The sequence below is a fragment of the Leptospira sanjuanensis genome, from assembly GCF_022267325.1.
Lineage (GTDB): Bacteria > Spirochaetota > Leptospiria > Leptospirales > Leptospiraceae > Leptospira > Leptospira sanjuanensis.
Genome location: NZ_JAIZBG010000002.1, coordinates 117,501 through 143,343, shown reverse-complemented (window position 1 = coordinate 143,343; position 25,843 = coordinate 117,501). Strand labels below are relative to the sequence as shown.

Below are 25,843 nucleotides of genomic sequence, written 5' to 3'. Positions count from 1 at the left end.
CCTTTTCAAAAGGTGCAGAATTGCCGGATGCAAATTCCAGGCTATTCTACGATCTTGCAGTTCATTTCGGAAAATCCTTGGTCTTCTTTTTTTTACGCGATGGGAACATACACACTCATCGCTCTCGTTCACGACATCGTTCAAAGAAGGCATGCAATCAAACATAACTTTCCTCTTGTGGGAAGAATCCGATATCTCTTTGAAACGATCGGACCGGAGCTAAGGCAATACTGGGTCGCGAACGACAAAGAAGAAATGCCGTTCAATCGCGCGGAACGTTCCTGGGTTTATGCGACCGCAAAAAAACAAAACAACAACTTCGGATTCGGAACGACCGAACTTTTATACGAAGCCGGTTATCCGATCATCAAACACAGCGCGTTTCCGTTTCCCGAATCCAAGGTAAAACATTTAAAAAACGATTCTTCCATGATCCCCTGTCTCAAAGTCATCGGAGAATTTCACAATCGCAAAAAACCGTTTCGTCCTCCTTCCGTAGTGAACATCTCCGCGATGTCGTACGGCTCACTCGGGAAGAACGCAGTCTCCGCTTTGAACAAGGGCGCGATGATGGCGCATTGTTATCAGAACACGGGAGAAGGCGGGATCAGCCCCTATCACCAGTTAGGCGGCGATATCGTCTGGCAGATCGGAACCGGTTACTTCGGCGCGAGAGACGCGAACGGAAAATTTTCCTTGGATCTTTTCGGACAAAAGATTCACGAAAACCCCCAAATAAGAATGATCGAAATCAAACTTTCGCAAGGCGCAAAACCGGGCAAAGGAGGAATTCTCCCCGGGAAAAAAGTTACGAAACAAATCGCGGCGATTCGAGGAGTTCCGGCCGGACAAGATTGTGTTTCGCCTAACGCGCATTCCGAATTCGGAACGGTGAGCGAATTGATCGACTTTATCGAACGCCTTCATTCCGCGAGCGGACTTCCGGTGGGAATCAAAAGTGCGATCGGTGAAATTCATTTTTGGAACGAACTCGCGGAACGGATGAAACAAACCAACAAAGGACCCGATTTTATCACGATCGACGGCGGAGAAGGAGGAACCGGAGCGGCTCCCCTCGCTTTTGCCGATCACGTCTCCCTTCCGTTCAAGGTCGGGTTCGCGCGAGTGTATCAGATCTTTCAAAAGGAAAAACTCTCCGAAAGAATGGCTTGGATCGGAAGCGGTAAATTAGGATTTCCTGATAGAGCCATCGTAGCCTTCGCGATGGGATGCGATCTCATCAACGTAGCACGGGAAGCGATGATGTCCATCGGCTGCATTCAAGCGCAGCGTTGTCATACGGACCATTGTCCCGCAGGAGTCGCGACGCAGAACCGCTGGCTACAGGCCGGGCTCGATGTGGATCTCAAAGCGGAACGGAACGCGAATTACATCAAAGGACTCCGCAAAGAAGTTTTGTCCGTAACGCACGCAGCGGGTTACGAACATCCCCTTCAGTTCCGAGGAAGCGACATCGAGATCAGCGCAGGACTCAACATCTTCAAAACGTTGGAAACGATTCTCGGTTACGAAAGAGATCACGTTCATTTTACGAAGATGCTCGATTATACGGATCACACGTATTTGGAAGAATATATGCAGGGTGTCAGCAAAGTGGAACACCCGAACCACGCGACGAACAATCATCCGAAGTAAGACGCTCTTTGTGATCAAAAGATCGATAACGAGCGATCTAGAACGCGATTCGTAGAAAGCGTTCCGCCGAGTTAAAGAGGGTCGTTCGTGGAATCCAAATTTACCACTTGCAATCCCGCTTTTGCATTCGATTCTGTGCGAAAGCGGAGATTTCATGTTTCAATTTTCTTTTTCATTCTTAACCGTCCTGGAAGAAGCGCGGGACGTATTGATCAGACCGGTTTCATTTTTCAAAGAACTTTCCAAAACCCCGGAAGAATCTCTGATTCCGTTATATCTGCGTTCCCTGATTTTTATGGGCTTCTTATACGGGATCGCCGTACTCAGCATGACCGTCTTGACGCCGGACGGTTTTTCCAATCCTCCCCTCTCCTTCTTATTATTGGAAATGCCGCTCGCCTACTTTCTCGCGAGTTTTATCGTATTCCCTACTTTAGGTTTTCTTTATATGTTTTTCTCTTGGATTTGCGGCGGAGATAAAAGCTGGAAGTCGAACTTCCGAGCCAGCACCGCGGTTCTCGGAATTTTTTGGGTCGCATTGCTTTTACAGAGTTTCGGAGGACTCATCCATCCGTATCTCGGAATCGGACTCGGAATCGCGTTTACCGCATACGTCCCGATTCTATTCTACTTCGCGTTGACTTCGTATCTCAAAGCACCCGTACAAAGAACCGCGATCGTACTTACGATTTTTGCGGCGATTCTTCTCTATTTGCAATACTCTAAAGTTTCCTCGTATATCAACGATTACAAGATGATCGAGAATATGAATTCTCACAAACCTCTCACAAGGGAAGAGGAAGAACACGGAGAACAAGAAGCCGCGGAGATCATCCGTAAGGCGATGGAAAAAGCGAAAGCGGAAGGACACGAAACTCAGGAATAGTTATGGCAAGAATTCAACTGGAACTCCCGAATAAATTCGTCTGGTCCGTCGACCTAGACGTTCGAATCTACGATATCAATTTTGCGGATCATCTCGCACACGACCGCGTGATTTCGCTTCTTCACGAAGCGAGAGCGCGTTTCTTTTTGGAACACAACTACAACGAACTCAACGTGGACGGACTCGGGATCATCATGACCGACATCGCCGTCGTCTATAAGGCGGAAGCGTTCTTTCGGGATAAGGTCCGAGTGGAAATCACCGCGGGAGATTTCAATCAGCGCGGTTGCGATATCTATTATAGGATGACGCACGCGGACGGACCGGCCAACGGCAAAGTGATCTGCGAAGCGAAGACAGGCGTGGTTTTTATGGATTACTCAACTCGCAAATTGGGAAATCTTCCGGAAGGTTTCCGAAAGATTTTTCCTTAATTCAAGACCCGCGGCGGGATCAGATCCGGATTCCGAAAGAAAACTGAAGACTTGGTTCCGTAAAACGATACGAAACGTTGGAATTGGAAAGAAGCGTGTTCCTGATTTGAGCCGAGAGAGCGATCACTATGGAATCGCCGTTCCATTGAACCCCCGTTCCCAACGATAAAGTGCCGTGAAAAAACGGATCGGAGTACATTCCGGTTCGATAACTTCGTCCGAATCCGAACGCGAACTGTGCGAACCAGGAAAATCTCTCCCCATCGATCGGATAATATTTCAAACCCGGTAGAAAAGAAACCGTTTCCACCCGAAAAGAGTTCGAGGTTCTAAACGGCGTATAACCTTCGTCAAGCGAGGACAACGCCAGAAGAGTCGCGGAAGATTCATTTTTTTGAATATTATCCGGACCGGGTAAAACCAAAGCGGCGGCTCTCGGATTCAAGAATGCGTTCGACGAACTGCGGAAATCGAAACGGGAATTTTCCAATCCCAGAGTGATTCCATATCTGCCTTCAAAACGGGTTTCCGCCTGAAGAAACACCGACTGAACAAGAACCGAAAAATTTCCGATTCGATCCGGTTCTGCGATACGGCTTTCCCAGAAGGAAACCCCCGAAGAATAAGAAACTCGACCGGCCCCTGAAGAATTCGGTTTTTTCGAACCTTGGTTTTTCGGAACGTTCGACGCGGAAGGTTCGGATTCCGATTTCACTTCCGCCATAACGATCCGTTTCACCGAGCTAGTTTCGATTTTTCTAATATTGCCCGATTCGTCTTCGACGAGAATCACATCGCCTCCCATCGTAACCTTTACGTTTCGAAGAGCCCCTCCGTCCTTGAGAAGAACGGTGTCCGCAAACAGAAACGAAGGAACGCAGAGAAAAAAGAAAAATACGAAACCGGTTCGATGATAAATCCTCAAACGAAATTCAAACCTTCCAAGAAGTGAACATCTTGCCGATCATGAAGATAGTCAGCTTCGTTCCGTTTACGAGCAACGAAATCGGATTCTTGGAAAAGTTAAACCGCATCGCGGCGAGAATCGCTTCGTACGAGGTTTTGTTAAACGGATACCACCATATATTCCTTTTGGAAGGAATGATGTCCCAGTTCACGAGCTTAGGCTGAGTCATCTCGTCGAAACCGAGGCCGGAATGGGTTCTTCCCAAACCCGATTCTTTCCAACCGCCCCAAGGAGTTTCGGATTGACCGTGCGTATAGAGGTGATCGTTGATCGTCGTCGCACCCGATTCGAGTTTTTTCGCGATCTTTTTGCCCAGACTTAAATTTTTGGTCCATACGGATGAAGTCAGCGCCATCGAAGAATCGTTTGCAAGAGCGATCGCCTCTTCGATCGTTTTGAATTTCATCACGGGAATGATCGGACCGAAATTTTCTTCTTTCATCAACTCCATCTGGTGATTCACGTCCACCATCAAAGTGGCGGGATAAAAGAATCCCTTCGTGTTACCGCTCGGCTGCGATTGTGCTACGATCTTAGCGCCTTGTTTCACGGCGCCGTCCACCTGACGTTTTACCGTATTGAGTTGTTCTTCCGTGGTCATGGAACCCATTTCCACGTCGAAATCCCGGTCGGCTCCGTGGCGAATCGCTCGGGTTTTGGCCGCGAGCAAGTTTACGAATTTATCATATACCTTGTCTTGCACATACACGCGTTCCACACCGCCGCAGGATTGACCCGCGTTTTGGTAACCGGCCCAAGCCGCGCCGTTCGCCGCACGTTCGAGATCCGCGTCTTCCAAAACGATCATCGGATCCTTACCGCCCAGCTCCAAAGACAAGGGGGTTAAGGTGGAAGCCGCGGCCGCCATCAAAGTTTTTCCGGTCGCAACCGAACCGGTAAAAAAGATCTTATCGATCTTGTTTTCAAAGAAGGATTTGGAAACCGCTCCGCCCGAACCGACGATATGATAAAAAAGACCTTCGGGTAATTCTCCGGCGGCGACGATCTTATCGATCGCTTGACCCACGAGAATCGTCGCTTGCGCGACCTTCAACAGAATCGCATTCCCCGCCATCAACCCCATCGCGATTTCCCCGAAAGGAATCGAAAGAGGATAATTCCACGGACTGATGATTCCGACGACGCCGAGCGGAACGCGATGCAGTTCGTTCTTCTTATTAAAAAATAAGAATGTGGACATCGGAAGTTTTTTCGGTTGCAGGTGATGTCTTGCATTCTTCGCATACCAGTCCGCCGCGAGCGCGGCCGGAAGAACTTCCGTAGCAAGCGCGTCCATTCTGGATTTGCCGTTATCCTTGCTCACGATGTCCGCGAGTTCTTCCGCGTGTTCCACGATATAATCTCTCATCTTGAGAATGTGCTTTTTGCGGGTGGCGAATTTTGTCTGAGCCCACTTTCTTTGGGCCTCGCGGGCTTTATTGAAAATTTCGGGCATTTTTGCCAGATCCGTGTTCGGAACTTTTCCGATTTCTTCCAACGTAGCCGGGTTTTGCGACACTTGGAAACCGGTTCCCATATAATTGCCGTTCGTTTTCGATTTTGTATCTCCGATTACACTCGTTGCCATTTCAAATTCTCCTATTTTCTCTTCCTATATCGATTCTAACGCCCATAACGATTGTTCGGTCCGTCTATAGTACAGAGAGAATGGAATTTATAACAAGCGTTTTTGCAACCGGTCTCGGGGGCTTCCCGGGAATCTCCTATACATGAAAAGCCCCCGTAAAAAACTGGCTTATCAGCTATACTTGAGGGTTTTTCTATGAAACGCACCGAACTGGAAAGAAGAGAAAGAGACCTCCGCAAGGCAGAAAAAAAGACACAGCTTCAAGAAAAGAGGCTCGCCTCCGGAAAAGGAACTAGCGTAGGAGATTACATCGACGAGTTGTCCGCGCTCTTCCGTTATGACGCGACCGAAATCTTCAACACGGGAGACGACATTGCGGTCTTGGAATTATTGGAAGATATTCAAGCGAATCTCCCCGCGAAACAGTGGGAAAACGTGCTTCGTAAAGCGATCAAAAAGACCGGAGTTCAGGAAAAAGAAAAAGCATACAACGAACTCAAAGAATTGATGAACGACGAAGAAGAATCGGAAACGGCGGAAGAAGTCGGGGTATAACCCGGCTTTTTCTTTTCTCCGCCGTACAGGTGCGACAACATCCGATCGTGCCGAACCGGCAAAAACCCCACGACAACTCGGATAGAATATTCCTCTTTTTCCGATCCTTTAGATCCCAAAGAACTCCTTCGATGTTTTTCAACTTACCGGATGGACGAGAATTCACTCGAAAGTCATTCCGATTTTTCTCGAGACAGCGGCCAACCGAATCTTGAATGCGACCAGTTGCTCACATTCAAAAAATCGCTGAGCTTCGCATCAAATCCGATCTTACGGAATCATAAATTTTGCTTGATCTCTCTATCTACCAGATAGTATCTGAAAGATATATCTCTCATTCTATAGATTGCGCGACTTATTTTTGCCGTCTCGGTTTTCCATGAAATTTCCGGAAAAACTCTATTCTCAATTGTTAAATCAGAAATCGCAAAACTCCTCAAATCATAAGGTTCAAAATCCCAAATAATGGCCCGTATCAACAAAACGCGTTATGCGCTCTTGGGTATCGTAGCACAAAGTCCCAAAAACGCCTATGAAATCAAAAAAACCATCGAACAAACCATCGGATTTTTCTGGCAGGAAAGTTTCGGACAAATCTATCCGATTCTCAAACAACTCGAAAAAGAAGGATGCCTTAAGTCGTCCAAAGAGAAAAAACGAACCGGCCCGGAATCGACGATCTACAAGATAACCCCCAAAGGAAAAAAAGAACTTAAGGAGTGGCTGGAAAAGCCCGTCGAAAATTTTCCCTATCGCAACGAACTTCTTTTAAAGCTCTTTTTCGGCAATCACGTGGAAAAGGAAATACTCATAGGACATCTGCAACATACGAAAGAGGAAGTGCAACGTCTCACCGAAATTTATGCGAACATCCGAGGCTTTTTGGATCAGCATGAAAATCCGAAAGTAAACAAGATATTGAGCCTGATCACTCTCGACTTCGGCATTGCAACCGCGAAAAGTTTTATGGAATGGGCGGAAGAATCGAAAAACAAAATAAAAAATTCGGATTTTTAAACCGAAATCGTTTTTCTACTTTTCACGTCGTCTAAATTGACTTAGGCTACAACCGATCCGGAGAAGGTCGCACTTTGCCTGCCCGGAGCGAAACGCCAATGAATCTACCGCCTCTGCACGAAACCATGGACCTTTCCTGGTCCCCGTTTGCGTTCTATTCCGGTTTTTCGTTCCTTGTCTTCTCTTTCAATCTATACGTTACATACAAAAATCTTAAAGTACGGGGAAGCAAAGAATTCCTTTTCGTTCTATGCGGTTTCGCGCTCTATTCCTTAGGTAGTTTTTTCGAGATTCTTTCCCGAAACGAAAATTGGATCTTATTCTGGGACGATTTTCAGTTCATCGGCAACGACATCATCGTAATCGGCATTTCGTTTTTTATTCCTAGAATCACAGCCCTTACGTTCGTATATCGCTTCCCTTTGAGCCTGCTTCTAGTTCTATTTCCGATCTCCAACGAACTGCTTTTGTGGTCCGGTTATCATCCCGAATGGATCAGAACCAATGTTCGATTTCTTACGGATACTTCCTGGAAAGCGCTCACATACGACTATGGCCCTTGGATGAAGTTGTTTATCGTTTATTATCTAGGAGCTCAAACAGCCGTCATCGGAATTCTCATCTGGAAATTCTTAACGCTGACCGGATTTCGCCAAGCGCAGATGTCTCTCCTTTTGGTGGGAATTCTTTTTCCGTTTCTCGGAGGTCTGATGACCGTGGCCGGCGTATTCCCGTTCATCAATCCTCATATGGATGTGTTCCCGATCACCGGATGTGCGACTTCCCTCGTATGGGCTTACGGTCTTTTTTATTTCAAGATGATGGATCTGATTCCCGTCGCCAGGGACAAAGTTTTCAATCTGATTCAAGACGGAATTATTATATTAGATAAAACGAATATCATTCTGGATTACAACGAGGCGGCGATCAATCTTTTTCTGGGACAATTGAACACCGCGGGGATCACCCTGAAGGAAGTGTATCCCGACTTGAACTATCTGATCGAGAAATACAAACGAAACGAAATCGATTCGATCCCGGATCTGAGGTTGTTCATCAAAGGAGAACTTCGGTATTACGAGGTTATTCTCAGGAATTTTTCAAACCGATCGGAACGAAGCGACTTCTGGATTCTCACCTTAAGGAATATCACGGAACGCAAGTTAGGCGAAGAACGCGCCATCGAGGAAAAGAACTTCCTGAATATGATTTTGGATTCGACCAGGGTTCTTTTCGTCGCCCTCGACCGCGAAGGAAGAATTCTTCGATTCAACAAAGCCTGTGAAAACGCGTTCGGCTATCGTTCCGACGAGGTCAAAGGCCACGCGTTCTGGGACATCTTCGTGGAACCTCACAAAAAGGAATCGATCAAGAAAGTGTATCTGAGAATGATCCGAGGAAAGTTTCTTCCGAAAACCCAGGAACAATGGATCGGTAAATTCAAAGAACGGAAAGTGATCCAATGGGAAAACCGTGAAATCAAGGACAAAAACGGAAGAACCAATTACATCATCACTGCGGGCGCGGATTTGACTGACGTTTACAATGCGGAAAACGAAATCGCAAATCTCAAAACTGCCAACGAGGAAATCACAAAAAAGAATCAGATGATCGAGGATCAAAAGAAAGAACTCGAACAAATCATCGACACTCTCACCAAAACGCAAGCGCAACTCGTTCAGGCGGCAAAACTTGCGGACCTAGGACAACTCGTTTCGGGAATCGCGCACGAAATCAACAACCCGTTAGGCGCCATTCTCGCTTCGAACCAAAACATACAACACTACACCAAATCCTTTCGGGAAAAATCGAAGGACTATTTCCGTCTTTTAAAAAAATTACCGGAACGGATACGAGATCAAATTTCCTCGTTAATCGACATCGCCGCAACCCACTCGGATCTTGTTTTAGGTCTGGAAAGAAGAAAAAGGGCAAAAGACGTCCGCACAAATCTCGAACGTCTGGGCATTCCGTCCCCTTCCAACGAACTCTGCGAGGTCGCGCTCGAATGCGGTCTTTACGGAAGAGAAGAGGAATATATCGAACTTCTCAAACATAAGGAAGCGATTCCGATTTTGGAATTGATCACGGATCTTTTGGGACCGGAAAGAAATTCTCAGACGATTCAAACCGCAGTCGAACGGTCCTCCAAAATTCTGTACGCGTTGAAAAGTTTGGCCCATTTTGAAAGCAAAAGCGTGTTAGAAGAATCGAATTTACGGGAGAATGTGGAAATCGTTCTCGCTCTCTATCAAAACCTGTTCCGTCACGGAGTGGATCTTTCCGTGAACTTCGAGGAACTTCCGAAAATTCCGATCTACCGGGACGATCTGCTCCATCTTTGGACAAACCTCATCATGAACGCCGTCCAAGCGATGAATTATTCCGGCAAACTCAATATCAGCGGAAACAAAGAGAACGGTTTTGCAGTAGTTCAGGTGGAAGACTCGGGCCCGGGGATTCCGGATTCCCTTCGAGAGAAGATCTTCGATCCGTTCTTTACGACCAAACCTCCGGGAGAAGGAAGCGGACTCGGCCTGGATATTTGCCTGAAGATCGTCGAAAAACATAACGGAACGATTTCTTACGAATCAGAGCCCGGAAAGACGGTATTTACCGTAAAGCTCCCTTTAGTGCATACTAAAAACTGAATATTATAAAATTATAAAATCCCTTTGCGAGGCAATAAGCGGATTTCGTCCGGATAGACCGCATCGGGAAGAGTCGCGAGAGTCGCGAGCCATTTCCCGAAATCATCCACGGGGATCATGTCGTCCTGTTCGAACCCTTCCCTTCCCTTCCAGATATCCGTATAAACCGCACCGGGATAAACCGTAATGACCCGGATTCCCTGGGATTTTAATTCTTCCCGAAGCGCTTTTGCAAAACCCGCAATCGCGTGGCGGCTCGCACAATACGCCGTCGAGTTCGGAAAGCCCTGATAACCGGCGGTGGAAGAAAGATAACACAAAAAGGAACCGGCCCGCAACAGCGGCAGAATCTCCTTCGTGAGTAAAAAGAGAGAATTCAGATTGAGAACGAAATGTGCATTCCATTCTTCTAATGCGATTTGATCCACGGATTTAAAAAGTCCGCTTCCGAAGGTAAAATACACTCCGGACAAGGAATTCACCTGCGATTTCAGAGCGCCCACGAACTCGAGAACCTCGGACTGCCTGGAAAGATTGCACTGAAAATTCTTTCCGTATTCGAACGGACTTCCGCTTTCCGCGTTTTTCCACTCGGCGCCGGTTCTGGAAATCCCGATCGCGTCCCGCGAAAGTAAATTCAAGTTTTCTAATACGGACTTTCCGATGCCGGAACCGGCCCCGGCTACGAGAATGGGCTTGTGTTCTTTTTCGGAGGACAAAGGATCTTCCCCTTAAGAGAAAGTCGCGGGATAAACCGGAAATTCGGTGGAGAAGACTTCCTGACGATCCAGCTCCGATGCGTCGGTAGGCAGATTTTTCGTTTCTCCCGGATAAGAAAGATTTTTCCAAGAGACCATATATTTGAGAATAAAGTCCGTCGCTTCCAGATTCCGATTCGCCTGAATCGTATCCTTTCCCCAAACGGTGATACCGTGTTTTTCGATGATGCAGAACGGAACCTTAGGTCTGTAATCCTTGAGATACTTTTCCAAACAATCGGAGATATCCTGCACATTCGGAAAATTGTATATTACAGGAACGTAAACCTTTGGATTTTCTTCCCAGATTCCGTATGCCTTCAGGATTTCGATTGTGGGGAGTTCGAGTAAAGCAACGGGTTCGTTTTTGGAAGTGTTCGCGCGGATTAAATTCGATTCGAGAGTGTGAACATGAAGACCGCAGGAAACCCCGTCTAACGCACGATATACGGCGCGATGGATCGAAGTTTCGGCGCTCGGCTTTAATCCTTTGGTCGCCTTGGAATTTTTGGAATCCACCGGCTGCCCCGATTCCAAATCCACGTAGAGAAAATTGCGTTTGTTGAGAAGATTTTTGTCGAGTCCGCTCCCGCTGACCCAAAATCCGGATTCTTCCGGAACACGAACGGAAAGATTCCCGGCGGTTCCGGGCATCCATCCGTTTTTGTGATAGACGGCTCCCAATTCCGAGAGCCGCTCCAATTGTTTTTTAACGGACATATCAGTCCAGAGTATTCGTTTCTTCCACGTAGTTCGGAACCCAACCGCTCATATCCTGAAAGTAACGTACCGCTTTGATTCTTTTTTTATCGTCGAGATAAAACCAGTGGTTCGTGTTTCTTGGAACGGAGATGAAGTCGTCCTTATAAACGTGAACGAGAAACTTCTCGCCCTTTAAGGCGAAACCGAATACTCCCGATCCGTCCACGATGTATCGAACCTCTTCGTCCGTGTGATAATGAACCCGGTCGAATTTCGCGAGCATCTCGTTCAATCCGGAAACGTTCGGATGAAGCACGATCAAATCGCGGGATTGATAACCTTCTTTGGCTTTGAGAGTTTCAAAACGATCGTCCAGTTTTTTCAGAAGTTCCTCTTTTTCCGAATCGGCCAACACTTCCTTATCGGTAAGATTTGCCGCGTTAGGCGGAACCGCCCAATGATCGTAGTCGATTCCTCTCTCTTTGAGAAAGGATTTCACTTCGTTCGTTTCCTGAATCGGCGCTTGTCCGTTTTGTCTTACTATCGTTGCCATAGATACCTCCGCAGATTGTTATTTGTTGACCCTTTCTACGTAAGTGAGATCGCGCAGGTCTATTTTTATAACGTCGCCCTGCTTTACGAATATCGGAACATTGATTTCTCCGCCGGTTTCGACGGTGACTCTTTTTTGAGCCGTACCGGAAGTGTCCCCTTTGAGACCTTCTTCCGCATAAGTAACTTGAAGGATGGAGAAGTTCGGAGGAATGACTCCGATCGGTTTGCCTTCGTAGAACGTAACTTCCATCGCGGTTTCTTCCTTTAAGAACGGAAGAATGTCCTCCACATATTCTTTAGACACCGGCATCTGTTCGAAGTCGTTGGAATCCATGAAGATGATGTCGTCGCCTTCGGTGTAGCAGATGGTCATGTTTCTTTTTTCCAACTCGACGCTTTCCAGTTTTTCCGCCGCCTTGAAGGTGCGTTCGATCGAGCTGTTTCTGGTGAGGTTCTTAAGTTTGGTTCTAATAAACGCAGAACCCTTTCCCGGGTTTACGAATTCGGTTTTGACTACCGAATAAAGATCCCCTTCCACTTTGAGAACCATACCTTTTTTTACTTCTGTGATGCCAAGAGTCATGGAATTTCCTAAGAATAATTTACCTCCTTCTATTTCTCGGGAAAAGGCCCCCCTGTCAAGAAAAAGAACCCAGAACTGCAAAGCAGTTCTGCTGAGTTCTTCAACGCGACCCATAGGGAGCGTTGTGGCCAAAGAGCCGCGGAGCGATCAGCGATTGGCTCTTAGCGAAGCTAAGATCTCAAAAGCTAAGAACCCAAAAACTAAAACCCGAAACTAAGATCTCAAAATCCAAAAGCGAAGAACTCGTCTCGAAACTCTAAAAGGGACGGTTGTCAAGCTAATCTCAAAATGTGGGAGCTCCCACAAATTACCAAAAATTCATCGATTTGCTTCTATTTCTTTTTGTAAGAGTTCCCACATCCTAGGGTTGTACGGTGCTCTCTAAGAGGCCACGATAATCCTTCTACTCAATGTCAAGAATGTCTTTCTCCGACCGATCAAAACGGCTGTATCAATTTGTAACAATTCACGCGCGAATTGTAATAGACTTTTTGGATGCGAACGGCATTCTCCCGGAGAATTCCATAGGAACGTAAAAACAGACGTATGAAATTAAGATCCACAATTCTATCCGCGGTCATCCTTGCTGCGGCATTTACAGGAAATTGCAAACCGAAAGAAACGATCACCGTCACCGGTTCGGAAACGATGCACATAATGTTGCAGATGATCGGATTGGAATATTCCCGAAAAAACTCCGGAGTCCAAGTCGTTGTTCACGGCGGAGGCTCGATCGAAGGAATCGAAAAGTTATTTCAAGGTAAAACGGACATCGCAGCGGCGAGCAGGCCTCTGACCGAAACCGAACTGAAGGAATTCGACTCCAAAGGAAAATTCGAATCTCTCGCAGTCGCTTACGACGGAATCGCAATCATCGTTCATCCATCCAATCCGGTTCGCAAGATCAGCCTGGAAAACGCTTCTAAAATATTCGCCGGAGAAATCTCCGATTGGTCCAAGGTCGGAGGAAAACCCGGAAAGATCGACGTGGTGATCCGAAACGACAAATCGGGAACCGCGGCTTACTTTGAAACGCACGTCTTGAAACAAAAGGATTTAGGAATCAAGAACTTTGAAGTGAGAAAGAACGTAGGGTACGTGAAAACTGCCAAGGTGGTTGCGGACAACGACGCAATGGCGGCCGCGATCGACGGAAACCAAAACTCGATCGGGTTCATGGGAATGGGAAGCGCCGTTTTCGAGAACAAAGGACGCGTTCGTGCTCTGGAATATTCCTTGAGCGGAAAGGATCCGTTCGTCGTTCCGAGCATCGAAAACGTATATAACAGAAAATACGAACTCTCCCGAGGATTGTATCTCTTTTATCTTTCCGATCACGGACAAAAGATCGACGACTTCATCACGTATGTAACGAGCGAAGACGGACAAAAGACGATTCTCAAAAGCGGTTATTTGAGAGGAACCCTTCCTACAGTGGAAGTGGAAGTCAAAAAATAGGATAAAAAACGAAAGGATCTCGGGATTTTTTTCGCAGAAAACGATTGATTTTCGACATTCTCGGGATCTAATACAACGTTATGGGCCGTGCTATACTTGGAGTCGTCGCGTTGCTTGTCGCAGGATGTTTCCTCGCGGATAGTTTTGCGGAAAGCCGATTGGAATCCTACAAACCGGTCGTTCGAGTCAAGGCTCAATCCAGAACCATTCAGCAGGTTTCCAATCCCTTCACCAAAAATCTCTCTTCGGGAGACGACGATAAAGGGCTTGTCGATTTCTTCAGAATCGATTCTTTCTCGGGCAAATTCTTACCTTCTCATTCTATCCTGAAAATCGAAATCATATCCGGTAGAGGTTCTCTTTCCTTTCGTTACCTTTCTCTACCTCCTCCGACGGCTGTTTAAGGACACATTCAATTCTGTATCGAGGGAGTAAGTCTCCCCGTTCACGGATGGACGTTCTTTGGGCAAAAAGAATTCCATCCTCGAATGTAAACAGAATCTCCCTTCGGATTCTTCTCATTCTTGTCCTGAATCTCCTAAAAAAGTGAGAATTTCCCAATCGGAGATGCAATAGAAAACGATTGCCGGAAGAGGTTTCGAAAGTCCTACTTCCGGTTTTTTTTTAGAAAGAAGCGATTTCACTTCTTGGTTGACGCAAGGAGTTCTCGTCGGAGGATTTCAGTAGAACCGTTTCTCGGGGTCAAACCGCTGTCTAATTCTTCATTCACAAATCTCGTGCCTCGTTCCTCCGATTGGGAGACAACTTCTCCTCAATGGCTGAATTGGAAGTGGCAGATTCAAAATCGTATCAAAACACAAAGCGAGTTGTCCGAACATCTCGAGTTGACGCCGACGGAAAAACTTTCCTTTGACGCTTGTTCCGAGTTCTTCGAATTTTCGGTTACGCCGTATTACTTACGTCTCGCGGATCAAAAAGATCCCCATTGTCCGATCCGTTTGCAAATCGTTCCTCGCAAAGAAGAATTGATCCGAAACGGTTTTGAAAGGCAGGACCCTCTCGCCGAAGAAGCGCACATGCCCGTCAAGGGCGTTACCCACCGTTATCCCGATCGCGCCCTTTGGTATTTATCGCACGTATGCGCCGTGTATTGCAGATTCTGCACGCGCAAACGAAAGGTCAGCAAATCCATTCACACTCCGGGCAAAGAAGAATGGGATCAGGCTCTCGCTTACTTTCGATCGCATCCTGAAATTAAGGAAGTGATCTTATCCGGAGGAGATCCGCTCAATCTTTCGGACGAGAAATTGGATTATCTTTTAGGCGAACTCAAATCCATTTCGCATATCAATCAGGTTCGGATTCATTCCCGATATCCCGTAACTCTTCCGATGCGAATCGACGCTTCGTTATGCGCCGTATTGAAAAAACATTTTCCGATCTATCTCGTAACGCACTTCAATCATCCGAAAGAAATCACACCTTTGGTAAAGGAAAGAATCGCGCTTCTCATCCAGGAAGGAAACGTGATGGTTTTGAACCAGGGAGTTCTGCTCAAAGGGATCAACGATTCCGCGGAAACTTTAAAAGATTTGTTCTACGGATTGACCGCGATCGGGATCAAACCCTATTACCTCCATCAGTGCGACGAGGTTTGGGGAAGCGGCGGATTCCGGGTCGAGATCTCCAAGGGAGTCGAAATCATGAAGCAGATTCGGGGAAAAATTTCGGGCCTTTCCGTTCCTCTCTACGTGGTCGATTTGACCGGAGGCGGAGGCAAGGTTCCGCTTCCGACCGATTATCTCGCGGAAAAGACGGATCATTCGTACATATTCCGAAACTATCAGGACGAACTCTATGAAATCAGTTATTAAGCGAAGTGCGTTTTTCGAGGGAAAATTCCGCCTCCGAGCCGTCTCCGAAACGTGGATCGGTTTGTTTCTCGCAATTGTGTTTGTCGTCGTCTTTGCGGTTACGTTGCAGTGCAAAACACAGGAAAGCAAGGGAACCGCTTCCGCTGCGGAAACTCCACGCTATCTGAGACTCAACTACGACGTCGTTTACGATACGTCCGAAGGGGTTACCCTCTATGAATCGGGCAGGTTGTTCGCGAGAGGACTATTTTACGACTTTTCGATCCATTCGTCGGCGCACAAATTCGATCGAATCCGAGCTTCTTCCTATACCGAAGACAATCAGATCGATTTCAAACATATTCTGACGGCCGACGAACTCGGTTCGCTGAAGAATAAACAATATCAATATTTTTCCATGCCCAACGACTCAAGGGCCAGCGTTTTAACGGGAATTCATAACGGGAAATATTACATCCGCTGGGAATGGCAGAAGGAATCCTTTATTTTCGTCTTTGAAACTCTGTCCAAAAACGATTCGGGGGAATCTCCGGCCGTCCTTGGAAAAGAATTTCATGAAAATATCCGCAAAGGTCTCAGAATTTTTTAGTCTTCTTGACCGATTCGGTACAGGTCCGTATCCTATCCTTTGCAAGGATCTGGTATGTGGTTGAAGCTGGGAGATTCTGAAATCATCAACCTGGATTATATATCCACGATCAAAAAGAACCCCTCTTCCAACTCGATCGAGATTATCTACAACGATCTCAACCATATCAAATCCTTACCGTTTCGAAATCCGGAAGAAAGAGACCGGGCGTACGATGCGATTCTCGAGAACTTATCACGTATGAAATTATTTTTTGAATAGAGAGGGAAGATGGAGTCGATCAAACAAAATCTGCAAACCGTATTTTCCCTAAAACCGTTCGAGGTCCTTTTTTACGGATCCAGACAAAGGGGAGATTTCAAAGATTCGTCCGACTATAATTTTTTTCTTTTGGCCGATCCGAGCGATCAACTCAAAAGCACGTTTTTGAGAGAGATCAACGCGATTCTAAGTCCATTGGAAGAGATCGCACCGGTGCATCTCGTCACGGCGGACACGGATTCATTTCTTGCAAGACTCAGAGTATTCGAACCTTCGGCGGTTCACATCTGTGAACTCGGCGAACCTTTCTACGGCAAAGAATCCTTTCCTTCCTTAATGGGAGAATGGACGAAACTTAAGAATCAGCCCGTCGACTCGGTGGCCGCCGGTAAACATCTCAGAAAACGATATCGTTTTTATAAAAGTATTTCTCCCCGCAGCACGAAAGAAGAGATCATGAGAATGGAAAGACTCGTGGCTCTGTATCTTCAGAATTGGATGTTCCGCGAGATCGAAGATTTGAGTTGGATCGAAGTGGTTCACGCCGATATCCCGACGAGATTGATCTCGATGGTGCGCGAACTCTACCGCAAGGAAGCGAACGAAAACACTTTGGAAATCCTCGGACTCTATGAGGAAATCCTAAAGTTGAAGACGGAGATTCGAAATCATCAGAATCCTTTTTCCGCCGAAAAGTTCCAGACCCTCAAGGACACGATTCGTTTCGAAGAAAAGGAAATCAAGATTCTCAAACTGAATTACTAAAAATCCGACCGTTCGTCCGCCGATCCTTTCGCGACGGATGCAAGATTTCGTCTAACGTTTCGAGAACAGATAATGGGAAACGATCCATTCTTCCCCGTTTCCGTATTTCCAAAGTTCGGCACAGGCCATAAAGAACACTTTCCAATAAACGAACCACTTTAAGGCCTGATTCTTACCGTACGTTTCGGAAAAGATTTCCAAAATTTCATCGCGGTTTCGAACCATTCCCTTCAGCCACTCTTCGGAAGTGAGCGCGTAGTGTTTTCCGTTGACGACCCATTGATCCCGAATTTGAAAATCTTTTTGAAAGTATAAAAACAGATCATGCGAAGGCATCTGACCGCCGGTAAAGAAATATTTGGACATCCAGTCAGTATCGTCCACGACTTCGAACGCATACGCGTATTTGTGATGCGTAAAAATATGGACGAAGAAGTAACCCTTCGGCTTGAGAAAGGACGCAAACTTCTCGAAAAGCTTTTCGTAATTCTTCATGTGTTCCAACATTTCCACGGAAACAAGACGATCGAACTTTTTCGAAATACGAAACTCGTTCATATCGGCGGTAAGGATCGTTAGGTTTTTCAGACCGCGTTTCTTTGCCTGTTCGTCTATGTATTTCTTCTGGCTTTTGGAATTGGAAACGCCGGTAATCGAGGATTTCGGAAAGTTTTCCGCAAGATACAAGGATAAAGAACCCCAACCGCAACCGAGATCCAATACGCTCATACCGTTTTCGATCTTGGCTCGTTGACAGGTGATCTCGAGCATTCTTCGTTCGGATTCATCGAAAGAGACGTTCGGGGTTTCCCAATAACCCGAACTGTATTTCATGTGTTTTCCCATTACGAGCTTAAAAAAATCGGCAGGAACCTCGTAGTGTTGTTCGTTTGCCGCGGAAGTATGAACGGCGATCGGAGATTTCTTGAGCGTTTCCACATAGGAAATCAATCGTTTCTGATCGGCTTCAAGAGAACCCTGATTTTCCTGCTCGAGTCTTTGTTTCAAAAGTCGACGAATCTGAAAACGGATCAGCCAATGGGGAAAAACATCCTTTTCCATCAGATCATACATCCACTTCATTGCGAGGTTCCATCCTATTTAAAATATTCAATTTTTCTAATTTTCCTTCACTCTCATCCGTCCGTTCCGATCCGATTTATCGAAATACGAATCGGACAAAAAAAGACGGAACACAAGACAATCGTTTCGACTAGATCAATCCTTCGGGAACCAGGGGAAGAATGCGTTCGTCTTCCGCATGTATTCCCGATAAAGATCGCCTTTGGATTTCAACTGACCGACCTCGTTCAATGGAACGCCCGTGACTTTGGTCAAAAGAATAAACATGACGACCGGAGAAATCAAACCGATCCACCCGAACGGAGAACCAAGCGCGAACAAACCGAAAGCGACCCAGATCAGCCACTCAAAGAAATAATTCGGATGACGGGAATATTTCCAGAGTCCGACATCGCAGACTTTTCCTTGGTTGCTCGGATTTTTTTTAAATTCGTTCAACTGAAAATCCGCCCACGATTCTCCGATCACCGCTAAAACAAAAAGCACAAGTCCCGCGAGTTCGAAATCGCTCTGATTCGGATTATCGTTTAAATTCGGGAACACGAACGGAATACTCAACAACACCGCGAGAATTCCCTGAAACTGAAAGATATTGGTAAAAAACTTGCGATCGACTTGATCGCCGTAATCCGCGCGAAAGGCCGTGTAACGAGCGTCTTCGTGACCTTTAAAAACGCGCGTGACCAGGATAAAAAGAGAAAGTCTCCAACCCCAAAACGCGACAATCGAAGTGATCTGCGCGGTGCGGAGCGGAAATCCGTCGCCTAACCAATAATAAACGATCGCAGCGGTCGATATACAAAGTCCCCAGCCCACGTCGACGATCGCATAATTCTTCGCTTTTTTACCGATCCACCAAAGAAGCGACATCAAAACGGCGACCGCACCCCACGCGCTTAACATCAAAGTAAGAATTTGTAATATCATTTTAATACGACATCCTTTAGAAAACGTTATCGATCTTTTTTGGATTGAAACAATTTGCTCGCCTTCTTCATAAAAGGCAAAAGCAGAAAATATAGAACCAGTGAAATTCCCGGAACCCAGATCAACCAACCCAATACGGCAAACCCCGCTACGTCGAAGATTCCTTTTGCGATTGCGGAAACGTTATCCACGGAGATGGTTTCCGCCCAATCCAAGTTGAGAGCAGTTCCCGTAGCGGCCGATCCCGTTTTTAAAAAAGGAAAGATCAAAAGAATCTGCAGAGGATACACGAGATAATTGGCGAGCTGGATCGAAACCGGATTCAAACGAAGCAGAACGCCCGCGATCCCGCACAAAGTCATCGTCGTTCCTATCAGAGGAAAGACGCCGATCCCCGCACCGACGACGATGCTCAAGGAAATCTTTTCGGGTGTGATTCCCGATTTCAGCTCCCTCCTGATGATGTCCATCACGTTCTTTGGGGAAAAATGTTTGAGAAAATGGAAAAACGATTTCCGTTTCGTTCCGGTGTGATCCGCATTCATCGAGGTCGTTTCTTTTTCCACAGAGTGTTTCCGATGCGATTTTAAGAGCGCAGACTCAAGTTGTTTGGTCTTGTATAAACGACTTGAACGACGCTGATATTTCTCATCGAAAAGGCGGCCGCGCAATAAGAAAAGTAATATCTCCATTTGCGGATAAAGGATTCGTCAAAACCCATATCGCGGATCAGAGCGATATTGGAATCGAACCCTTTCAACCAAGTCATCAGAGTATGATCGTATTTGATTCCGATGTCCTCCAAAGAATGCAGATGAAAGTCGCTCGTTCGATTGATCGCTTGGTTGATTCTCGCGATCGAAGGTAAAAGAGAACCCGGAAAGATATGTTTCTGAATGAAATCCACTCCTTTGCGGAATGATTGATAGCGCGAATCGGGAGAAGTGATGATCTGATGCGCCATGATTCCGTCCTTCTTCAAAACACGATTGCACATCGCAAAGAAGTCCTCGAAATATTCGTGTCCCACAGCCTCCAACATCTCGACCGTTACAAGTTTATCATACTGTCCTTCCACTTTGCGGTAATCCGCAAGACGAACCTCGATACGATCCGATAGATGTTCTTTTCGGATTTTTTCGTTCGCGTAACGATATTGTTCCTCCGAAATCGTATACGTCGTCACCTTACAACCGTAGTGTTTCGCGGCATAGGTCGACAACCCGGCCCATCCCGTTCCGATTTCCAAAAGATGATCGGATTCTTGCAATCTAAGTTTCTTACAAAGAATCTCAAGCTTTGTGAGTTGCGCCTTTTCCAAAGATTCTTCCATCGATTTAAAATAAGCGCAGGAATACGTCATCGTAGGATCGAGAAACTTATTATAAAAATCGTTTCCAAGATCGTAATGTTCCACGATATTCTTTTTACTTCCCGAGACGGAGTTTCTTCGAAAGAGATGCAGAAGTCTGCTTCCTAGATTCGTCCAACTCAAATGCGCAAAACGATTCTTACTTCCGCTCACGGAGGGGGAATCTTCCAAATTGTACAGAAACCAAGATATGATTGCTCGTATATCGTCCGTGTCCCAATCTCCGTCCATATACGATTCGGAAAAACCGAGGTCTCCGTTTAACACCGTCTTTTTAAAAAAAACCGGATTGTGAATGTGAATGATCCCTTTGTGAAATTCGGCCGGATCGTCGCTTTCCGGATTGCCTAAATACGCTTTCTCCCCGTTCGGAAGAATCAATCGGATCGAACCCTTTCGCATTTTGGAAAGCGCTTTGAAAAACACGCTCCTATAAAATTTAAAAGAATTCGATTCGGAGGAAGGGATTTCGATTCCCGAATCTGGAAACTTGATTTCGGATTCAGTGGTTCTTTCCAATGTGAACTCCTTTTTGCAAATTGATATTTTCATTTTTTTGAATATAAGGGAGGCCTTTCAGAAATAACCGGAAGGCCTGCCAATGAATTAAAACGATTACTTGAACCGTAACCAGCGGATAGCGGAAGAATAGGAAAATCAGATTCCGATCGTTAAACTCCAGCTTCTTTCCGACATAGGTGGTCACCATCACGGTCTGCCCTTCTTCCAAGGCGTCGATCCGAATGTTCAAACCTTCGTCCGTCGGTTTCAGAACGAATTCGAATTCGGATTTTAATCCGACAAAGGGAGAAACATAAAAGAACTTTCCGGTTTTCATCCGAAAAGCGCCGTCCTTCCAAGTTTCCTTTCCGAGCAGGAACGGTTTCTGTTCCCCGAACGTATTCCCCACTTCCGCGACCGCACAAACCGGAGAATCCTCCGGTCCGTAAAAAAAATAAAACGACACCGGATTGAAGACGTATCCCATTACTCTTAGATTGGTAACCAAAATCACTTTAGCGATCGGGTCCGTGATTCCATTCGATTGCAAATATTCTAATATATTTTCTTTGACGTTCCTCTTTCCGAAATCGAGATGGTCCGCCTTTGAAAAACGGAACAAAGCACGTTTTTCAAAACCGAAACACCGAAACTTCGAATCCAATTCCTCGAGTTCGTCAAGATCAAGCGCAAACGTAAATATACCGTATCGGAAACGATTCCGTTTCGGGAATCGCCGATCGTGCATCACGTTTGCCTGAAAGACGCAGGAATTCAATCCCAAACTCTCCGATTTAAAAGAGTTTCGCTTAACATTCTCGCCGACCAAAGTCCGTCTTCGTGAAATCCGTTTCGGAAATAACTTCCGCAAAAGAAAATATTTCCTTTTCGGTTGAGTTCGGGCAGACGCGCTTGTGCCCGAAAAGAACCAACATTGAAGAGAGGATGATGATATTCAATTTCTTGAATGACCTTTTTAGGATCGACGGTTCCCGGATCGTTGATGGATACGAAATAATCCCTTTTGTCGCTAACTCCCTGCAGACAATTCATCCAATAAACGGTGAACGCTTTCATTCTTCCTTCCACGTTTTGCATGCGATAATTCCAAGAAGACCAAGCGAGTTTCTTTTTCGGCATAAAACTTCGGTCCGTGTGCAGGGTCGCGATATTCCTCTGGTATTCGAATTCTTTGAGGAGTTCTTTTTGCAAAGAAGAAGGTTTTTTCAGCAGCTTTAACGAAGTGTCGGCGTGCGTCGCAAGAATCGCCTTATCAAAAAGATTGGATTGACCGTTATTCAGTGTTATGCGAACTTTCTTGCCCTCAGATTCGACGGAACGAACCGCCGTCTTCGTGTAAATCCGATCCAGAAACGGCGCTGTCAGACGTTTAACGTATTCCTTCGATCCACCGTGAACCGTATACCATTGATGCTGCGTATTTAAACCCATAAATCCGTGGTTGAGAAAAAAACGAACCAGCGCGTATGCGGGAAACCGAGCCATTCGATCATCCGGTGTAGACCAAACCGCGGAGCTCATCGGAACAAGATAATATTCGAGGAGATCCCGATGATACCCTGCTGCTTCTATATATTCGTCCAAAGTGTAATGTAGATATTTTGAATCTTCTAAAATTCGAGGCGCTTCGTTGTTAAAGCGGTTTATATTGTACAAAAGCCGCAGGAATCTCGGATTCAAAAAGTTTCTTTTCTGCGCAAAAAGACCTCCGATTCCTGAACCGCAAAACTCAAGTCCTTTTGCGACGTGTTGAACACTGAAAGACATCGAAGTCTTTTTCGTGGGAACGTGCAGCTCCTCGAAAAGACGTTTCAAATTCGGATAGGTCACGTGATTGAACACGATAAATCCGGTGTCGATCGGAATCGTCTTACCGTCCTCATCGACGTCTACGGTATTGGTATGACCTCCGATATACGAATCCTTTTCATAGATTGTAAGCTCGAAATCCTTTTGTAAAAAATGAGCGCAGCCCATTCCTGATATTCCCGTTCCAACGATCGCAAGGGACTCTTTTTTCATTTCGGTATTATAGACAGTGGGAATACGATCGGATGTGAAAAAAAGTTATTGAATCTTAAGAATTCGTTCGCTTGTAAGTTCGAAACATACAAGGCTCATCGAATGGAAAATATTTCTAAGATTTAAAAAAGAAATAGGCGAGAAGAATATAGCGAACGATCCGCAGAGTGAACACTACACTCACAAACAAAATCAATCTTTGTTTAAAGAAACCGGACAGTATGGTGATTGGATCGCCGATCACAGGCAGAAACGACAAGAATAGAATCGGCCATCCCGTCTTTTGCATTCTTTCGAAAAGCCTATGAAAGATAGGAGAAGAATCGAGCTTCTTGTGAACGAACGTTTCAGATCCGTAGCCGAGTCCGTAATTCAACAGACAGGCCGCACAATTTCCGAACGAGGCCCAAATCACCGCTTCGAGCGGCGGAAGTCCGGATACGATCGCGAGTGCGAGCGCCGCTTCGGAGCTGAACGGGAAGATGGTCGCGGCGGCAAAGGAAACAACTGCGAGGCCGGGACCGCCATAAAGCGGAATGAGTTTAGAAAGGCTTTCCCAAAGTGCAAATTCCAATTCGATCCCCGATCTTCAACTTTTGAAATCGGTTTCCAGAGTTTTCGAAATCGAAATTTCCGTCGTTGATTTTTTAACCATTCCCATCGAGGCGGAATCACAGGTAGGCGTTTTTTCAGTTTGATTGGAATCTTACTCTTTCCTCGCGGGTCTTACCGGCATTCAAGCCAATGTAGATAAATGCGATTCTATCCGATTCAGCATCAGATACAGACATTTTTTTCAGGAACAAGGCAAAAAACGATCGGATGGTCTCGAAACGATTTTGATACGATTCCGCATAACGTATAAAACTCATTACGATCATGTAGATTTCTAGTCCGGATATTTCGACATTTTATCATCCGATAGAATCGTTTTTTCGGGAACGGGAAAGGTTCAGAACTTCTTGCGGTCCTAGAGGCGCTGTTAAAGAGGTCATCTATCAATGAAAAAAGAATATTCCATTTTACTAATTGGGCTTGCTTGCACGATGTTTACCGGTTCTTCCCTTTTCGCACAAGGGGATTCTAAACCGGACGCTCAATTTTCGCCGTGGTCGCTGAAGGCCGGAGGCGGTCTCGGAGGTGTGGGCGAAACCGAATACAGGGAAAACAAAGGTAAAACAAACAACTACCGCATCTCGGCGGAGTACAATCCGAGATATTTCGGTTTTGAGTTCGGCATAACACACAAGATTTTTTCCTTAAGCGCCCCTCCCCGAACGAACCATGTTCTTCCTTACGCGTTGTTTCAATCCGCAGGACAGAACAATTCCGTTTTGAACGGAGCGATCTTTAGCGGTTCCCTGCACAGCGACCCTCTTCGGGAAAGAAATAACTTCAACCTAACGTTTCTAGACATCGGACCGACGTTTCATATGAGACCTGGTAAAACCTTCGATCCGTATCTTTCGATCGGAGCGGGAACCACCGGTTTCGATCGATTCGCTTCCTATCGCGGATTTGCCCGTTTGGGTTTTAAACTCAACTTCGACCGGTTTTTCATTTTTACGGAAGCGGAAGCGTCGGCCATCAACCGCTACTACAACCGAGACCTAAGATTGCATTACAACGATTATTCGGGAATGATCGGGGTCGGTTTTCATTTCGGCGGCGGGGACGAAACTCCAAAAAAAGAAGAAACCGTTTCCAATCGGTCTTCGTTTTAGCAATTTGTTTAAACCGAAATTATAATTTTAGCATAAGCCGCCGATGTGCGGCTTTCTGTTTTTGTTGGCGAGATCACGCGTGTTTCGGCCGATGACATTATATCTACTCGCTCCTAACTTATCATCTGCAACTTGCTCGCCCCAAAAAACAAGTTTTTGATTGAAACTTTTTTTGAAACCCTTTCGGTCCTAGCGGCATCAATCAACAAAGTGAGCACTCTATGAAAAGAAAATATTCAATTTTACTAATGTTTCTGGCTTGCGCCTTGTTTCCCGGCGCGGTCGTTTTTGCCGAAGGGGAGACGGAATCGAATTCGCAATATGCTCCTTGGAGTTTAAAAGCGGGCGGAGGTATAGGAGAAGCACACGAAACACGATACGATGAAAATAGGGGTCAAACGAACAACTATCGAGTTTCGGCGGAATACAATCCTAGATTTTTCGGATTCGAGTTCGGACTTACTCACAAAATCTTTTCCCTAAACATACCGGATCGTTGGGAGGATTCGTTCCCTATTCTGCTTCTTCAGGCGGGATATAACATCAACAGTAATTTGCGGGACATCTCCAATCAGATTTTTTTCAACGGCGCGTTGCACGACAATCGGTTTCAGGAAAGAAATAATTTTTCCATGACCTTTTTGGATATCGGACCCACCTTCCACATGAGACCGGGTAAAACCTTCGATCCGTATCTTTCGATCGGCGCCGGAATCACCGGTTTCGACAAATTTTCTTCGTATCGAGGGTTTGCCCGTTTGGGCTTTAAACTCAATCTTGATCGATTCTTCCTTTTTACGGAAGCCGAAGCTTCCGCAATCAGCCGCTATTACAGTCGCGAACTGAAAATCAATTACAACGATTATTCCGGTATGATCGGACTCGGCTTCCATTTCGGCGGAGAAGAAACAAACGAACCTCCCAAAAAAGAGG

General features: G+C 46.0%; 27 protein-coding genes (1 of these 27 running past the window's edge). 14 read left to right on the top strand and 13 right to left on the bottom strand.

Features of this window, described 5'->3' with window-relative positions; translation table 11 throughout:
* The first annotated feature begins 27 nt into the window (after positions 1–27).
* From LFX25_RS18675 to LFX25_RS18665, 3 genes are all read left to right on the top strand, one after another.
* Entirely contained in the window at positions 28–1,656 is a 1,629-nt protein-coding gene (locus LFX25_RS18675; protein ID WP_238731773.1) for an FMN-binding glutamate synthase family protein, read from the top strand.
* 154 nt (positions 1,657–1,810) lie between these two features.
* Positions 1,811–2,542, top strand: coding sequence for a Yip1 family protein (locus tag LFX25_RS18670; RefSeq protein WP_238731772.1), 732 nt, complete (start codon positions 1,811–1,813; stop codon positions 2,540–2,542).
* Between the two features lie 2 nt (positions 2,543–2,544).
* Positions 2,545–2,976: an acyl-CoA thioesterase gene (locus tag LFX25_RS18665; RefSeq protein WP_238731771.1), complete on the top strand. Its 432-nt coding sequence runs from the start codon at positions 2,545–2,547 to the stop codon at positions 2,974–2,976.
* A gap of 19 nt (positions 2,977–2,995) precedes the next feature.
* Here LFX25_RS18665 and LFX25_RS18660 read toward each other — a convergent pair whose 3' ends face one another.
* Positions 2,996–3,901, bottom strand: a complete 906-nt coding sequence (locus tag LFX25_RS18660) for an LA_0442/LA_0875 N-terminal domain-containing protein (protein WP_238731770.1) — start codon at positions 3,899–3,901, stop codon at positions 2,996–2,998.
* A gap of 7 nt (positions 3,902–3,908) precedes the next feature.
* On the bottom strand, positions 3,909–5,531 hold the full coding sequence (locus tag LFX25_RS18655) for an aldehyde dehydrogenase family protein (RefSeq protein WP_238731769.1): 1,623 nt from the start codon (positions 5,529–5,531) through the stop codon (positions 3,909–3,911).
* Between the two features lie 195 nt (positions 5,532–5,726).
* On the opposite strand from LFX25_RS18655, the gene LFX25_RS18650 reads away from it, so the two are divergent.
* The 3 genes from LFX25_RS18650 (at position 5,727) to LFX25_RS18640 (ending at position 9,754) form a co-directional block, all read left to right on the top strand.
* Positions 5,727–6,086 (top strand): LB_289 family protein, encoded by a 360-nt coding sequence (locus LFX25_RS18650; protein ID WP_238731768.1) that lies wholly within the window; start codon positions 5,727–5,729, stop codon positions 6,084–6,086.
* A gap of 465 nt (positions 6,087–6,551) precedes the next feature.
* Positions 6,552–7,103 (top strand): PadR family transcriptional regulator, encoded by a 552-nt coding sequence (locus LFX25_RS18645; protein WP_238731767.1) that lies wholly within the window; start codon positions 6,552–6,554, stop codon positions 7,101–7,103.
* Positions 7,104–7,201: 98 nt separating this feature from the next.
* A complete protein-coding gene (locus tag LFX25_RS18640; RefSeq protein ID WP_238731766.1) occupies positions 7,202–9,754 on the top strand; it encodes a histidine kinase N-terminal 7TM domain-containing protein in 2,553 nt (850 codons plus the stop codon).
* A gap of 11 nt (positions 9,755–9,765) precedes the next feature.
* Here the strand turns inward: LFX25_RS18640 and LFX25_RS18635 are convergent, their stop codons facing one another.
* From LFX25_RS18635 to efp, 4 genes are read right to left on the bottom strand one after another with little or no spacing between them, the layout of a single operon-like run.
* On the bottom strand, positions 9,766–10,473 hold the full coding sequence (locus tag LFX25_RS18635) for an SDR family oxidoreductase (RefSeq protein ID WP_238731765.1): 708 nt from the start codon (positions 10,471–10,473) through the stop codon (positions 9,766–9,768).
* Between the two features lie 12 nt (positions 10,474–10,485).
* Entirely contained in the window at positions 10,486–11,232 is a 747-nt protein-coding gene (mtnB, locus tag LFX25_RS18630) for a methylthioribulose 1-phosphate dehydratase (protein WP_238731764.1), read from the bottom strand.
* Position 11,233: 1 nt separating this feature from the next.
* The gene (locus LFX25_RS18625) at positions 11,234–11,767 is read right to left on the bottom strand and encodes a 1,2-dihydroxy-3-keto-5-methylthiopentene dioxygenase (protein ID WP_238731763.1); all 534 of its coding nucleotides are present in this window, start codon (positions 11,765–11,767) and stop codon (positions 11,234–11,236) included.
* Between the two features lie 18 nt (positions 11,768–11,785).
* On the bottom strand, positions 11,786–12,352 hold the full coding sequence (gene efp / locus LFX25_RS18620) for an elongation factor P (RefSeq protein WP_020772460.1): 567 nt from the start codon (positions 12,350–12,352) through the stop codon (positions 11,786–11,788).
* A gap of 546 nt (positions 12,353–12,898) precedes the next feature.
* On the opposite strand from efp, the gene LFX25_RS18615 reads away from it, so the two are divergent.
* From LFX25_RS18615 to LFX25_RS18590, 6 genes are all read left to right on the top strand, one after another.
* The gene (locus LFX25_RS18615) at positions 12,899–13,810 is read left to right on the top strand and encodes a phosphate ABC transporter substrate-binding protein (protein ID WP_238731762.1); all 912 of its coding nucleotides are present in this window, start codon (positions 12,899–12,901) and stop codon (positions 13,808–13,810) included.
* A gap of 80 nt (positions 13,811–13,890) precedes the next feature.
* Positions 13,891–14,214 (top strand): hypothetical protein, encoded by a 324-nt coding sequence (locus LFX25_RS18610; RefSeq protein WP_238731761.1) that lies wholly within the window; start codon positions 13,891–13,893, stop codon positions 14,212–14,214.
* A gap of 333 nt (positions 14,215–14,547) precedes the next feature.
* A complete protein-coding gene (locus LFX25_RS18605) occupies positions 14,548–15,645 on the top strand; it encodes a KamA family radical SAM protein (protein ID WP_406600544.1) in 1,098 nt (365 codons plus the stop codon).
* On the top strand, positions 15,629–16,234 hold the full coding sequence (locus tag LFX25_RS18600; protein WP_238731760.1) for a hypothetical protein: 606 nt from the start codon (positions 15,629–15,631) through the stop codon (positions 16,232–16,234). The genes LFX25_RS18605 and LFX25_RS18600 overlap by 17 nt, the downstream gene beginning before the upstream one ends.
* 54 nt (positions 16,235–16,288) lie before the next feature.
* Positions 16,289–16,495: a hypothetical protein gene (locus tag LFX25_RS18595; protein ID WP_238731759.1), complete on the top strand. Its 207-nt coding sequence runs from the start codon at positions 16,289–16,291 to the stop codon at positions 16,493–16,495.
* Positions 16,496–16,504: 9 nt separating this feature from the next.
* Positions 16,505–17,260 carry a hypothetical protein gene (locus LFX25_RS18590; protein ID WP_238731758.1) on the top strand — a complete coding sequence of 252 codons (756 nt, stop codon included), beginning with the start codon at positions 16,505–16,507 and terminating at the stop codon, positions 17,258–17,260.
* 51 nt (positions 17,261–17,311) lie between these two features.
* Here LFX25_RS18590 and LFX25_RS18585 read toward each other — a convergent pair whose 3' ends face one another.
* The 7 genes from LFX25_RS18585 to LFX25_RS18555 form a co-directional block, all read right to left on the bottom strand.
* Complete coding sequence (locus tag LFX25_RS18585; RefSeq protein ID WP_238731757.1) at positions 17,312–18,343, bottom strand: SAM-dependent methyltransferase; 1,032 nt, start codon at positions 18,341–18,343, stop codon at positions 17,312–17,314.
* 135 nt (positions 18,344–18,478) lie between these two features.
* Positions 18,479–19,270 carry a DUF1295 domain-containing protein gene (locus LFX25_RS18580; RefSeq protein WP_238731756.1) on the bottom strand — a complete coding sequence of 264 codons (792 nt, stop codon included), beginning with the start codon at positions 19,268–19,270 and terminating at the stop codon, positions 18,479–18,481.
* Between the two features lie 26 nt (positions 19,271–19,296).
* Complete coding sequence (locus LFX25_RS18575) at positions 19,297–19,815, bottom strand: DUF2062 domain-containing protein (RefSeq protein ID WP_238732070.1); 519 nt, start codon at positions 19,813–19,815, stop codon at positions 19,297–19,299.
* Between the two features lie 41 nt (positions 19,816–19,856).
* Positions 19,857–21,161 (bottom strand): SAM-dependent methyltransferase, encoded by a 1,305-nt coding sequence (locus tag LFX25_RS18570; protein ID WP_238731755.1) that lies wholly within the window; start codon positions 21,159–21,161, stop codon positions 19,857–19,859.
* Positions 21,145–21,921 (bottom strand): DUF1365 domain-containing protein, encoded by a 777-nt coding sequence (locus LFX25_RS18565; protein ID WP_255717871.1) that lies wholly within the window; start codon positions 21,919–21,921, stop codon positions 21,145–21,147. Before LFX25_RS18565 ends, LFX25_RS18570 begins: the two co-directional genes overlap by 17 nt.
* Positions 21,918–23,186, bottom strand: coding sequence for an NAD(P)/FAD-dependent oxidoreductase (locus LFX25_RS18560; protein ID WP_238731754.1), 1,269 nt, complete (start codon positions 23,184–23,186; stop codon positions 21,918–21,920). The genes LFX25_RS18565 and LFX25_RS18560 overlap by 4 nt, the downstream gene beginning before the upstream one ends.
* 115 nt (positions 23,187–23,301) lie before the next feature.
* Positions 23,302–23,760, bottom strand: coding sequence for a YqaA family protein (locus tag LFX25_RS18555; protein ID WP_238731753.1), 459 nt, complete (start codon positions 23,758–23,760; stop codon positions 23,302–23,304).
* A 427-nt stretch (positions 23,761–24,187) separates the two neighbouring features.
* Between LFX25_RS18555 and LFX25_RS18550 the strand changes: the two genes are divergently transcribed.
* Both LFX25_RS18550 and LFX25_RS18545 read left to right on the top strand, forming a co-directional pair.
* The gene (locus LFX25_RS18550; RefSeq protein ID WP_238731752.1) at positions 24,188–24,910 is read left to right on the top strand and encodes a hypothetical protein; all 723 of its coding nucleotides are present in this window, start codon (positions 24,188–24,190) and stop codon (positions 24,908–24,910) included.
* 221 nt (positions 24,911–25,131) lie between these two features.
* Positions 25,132–25,843 carry the 5' portion of a hypothetical protein gene (locus LFX25_RS18545; RefSeq protein ID WP_238731751.1) on the top strand. It continues 29 nt past the right edge of the window, so only the first 712 of its 741 coding nucleotides appear in the window; it begins with the start codon at positions 25,132–25,134; its stop codon lies beyond the right edge, outside the window.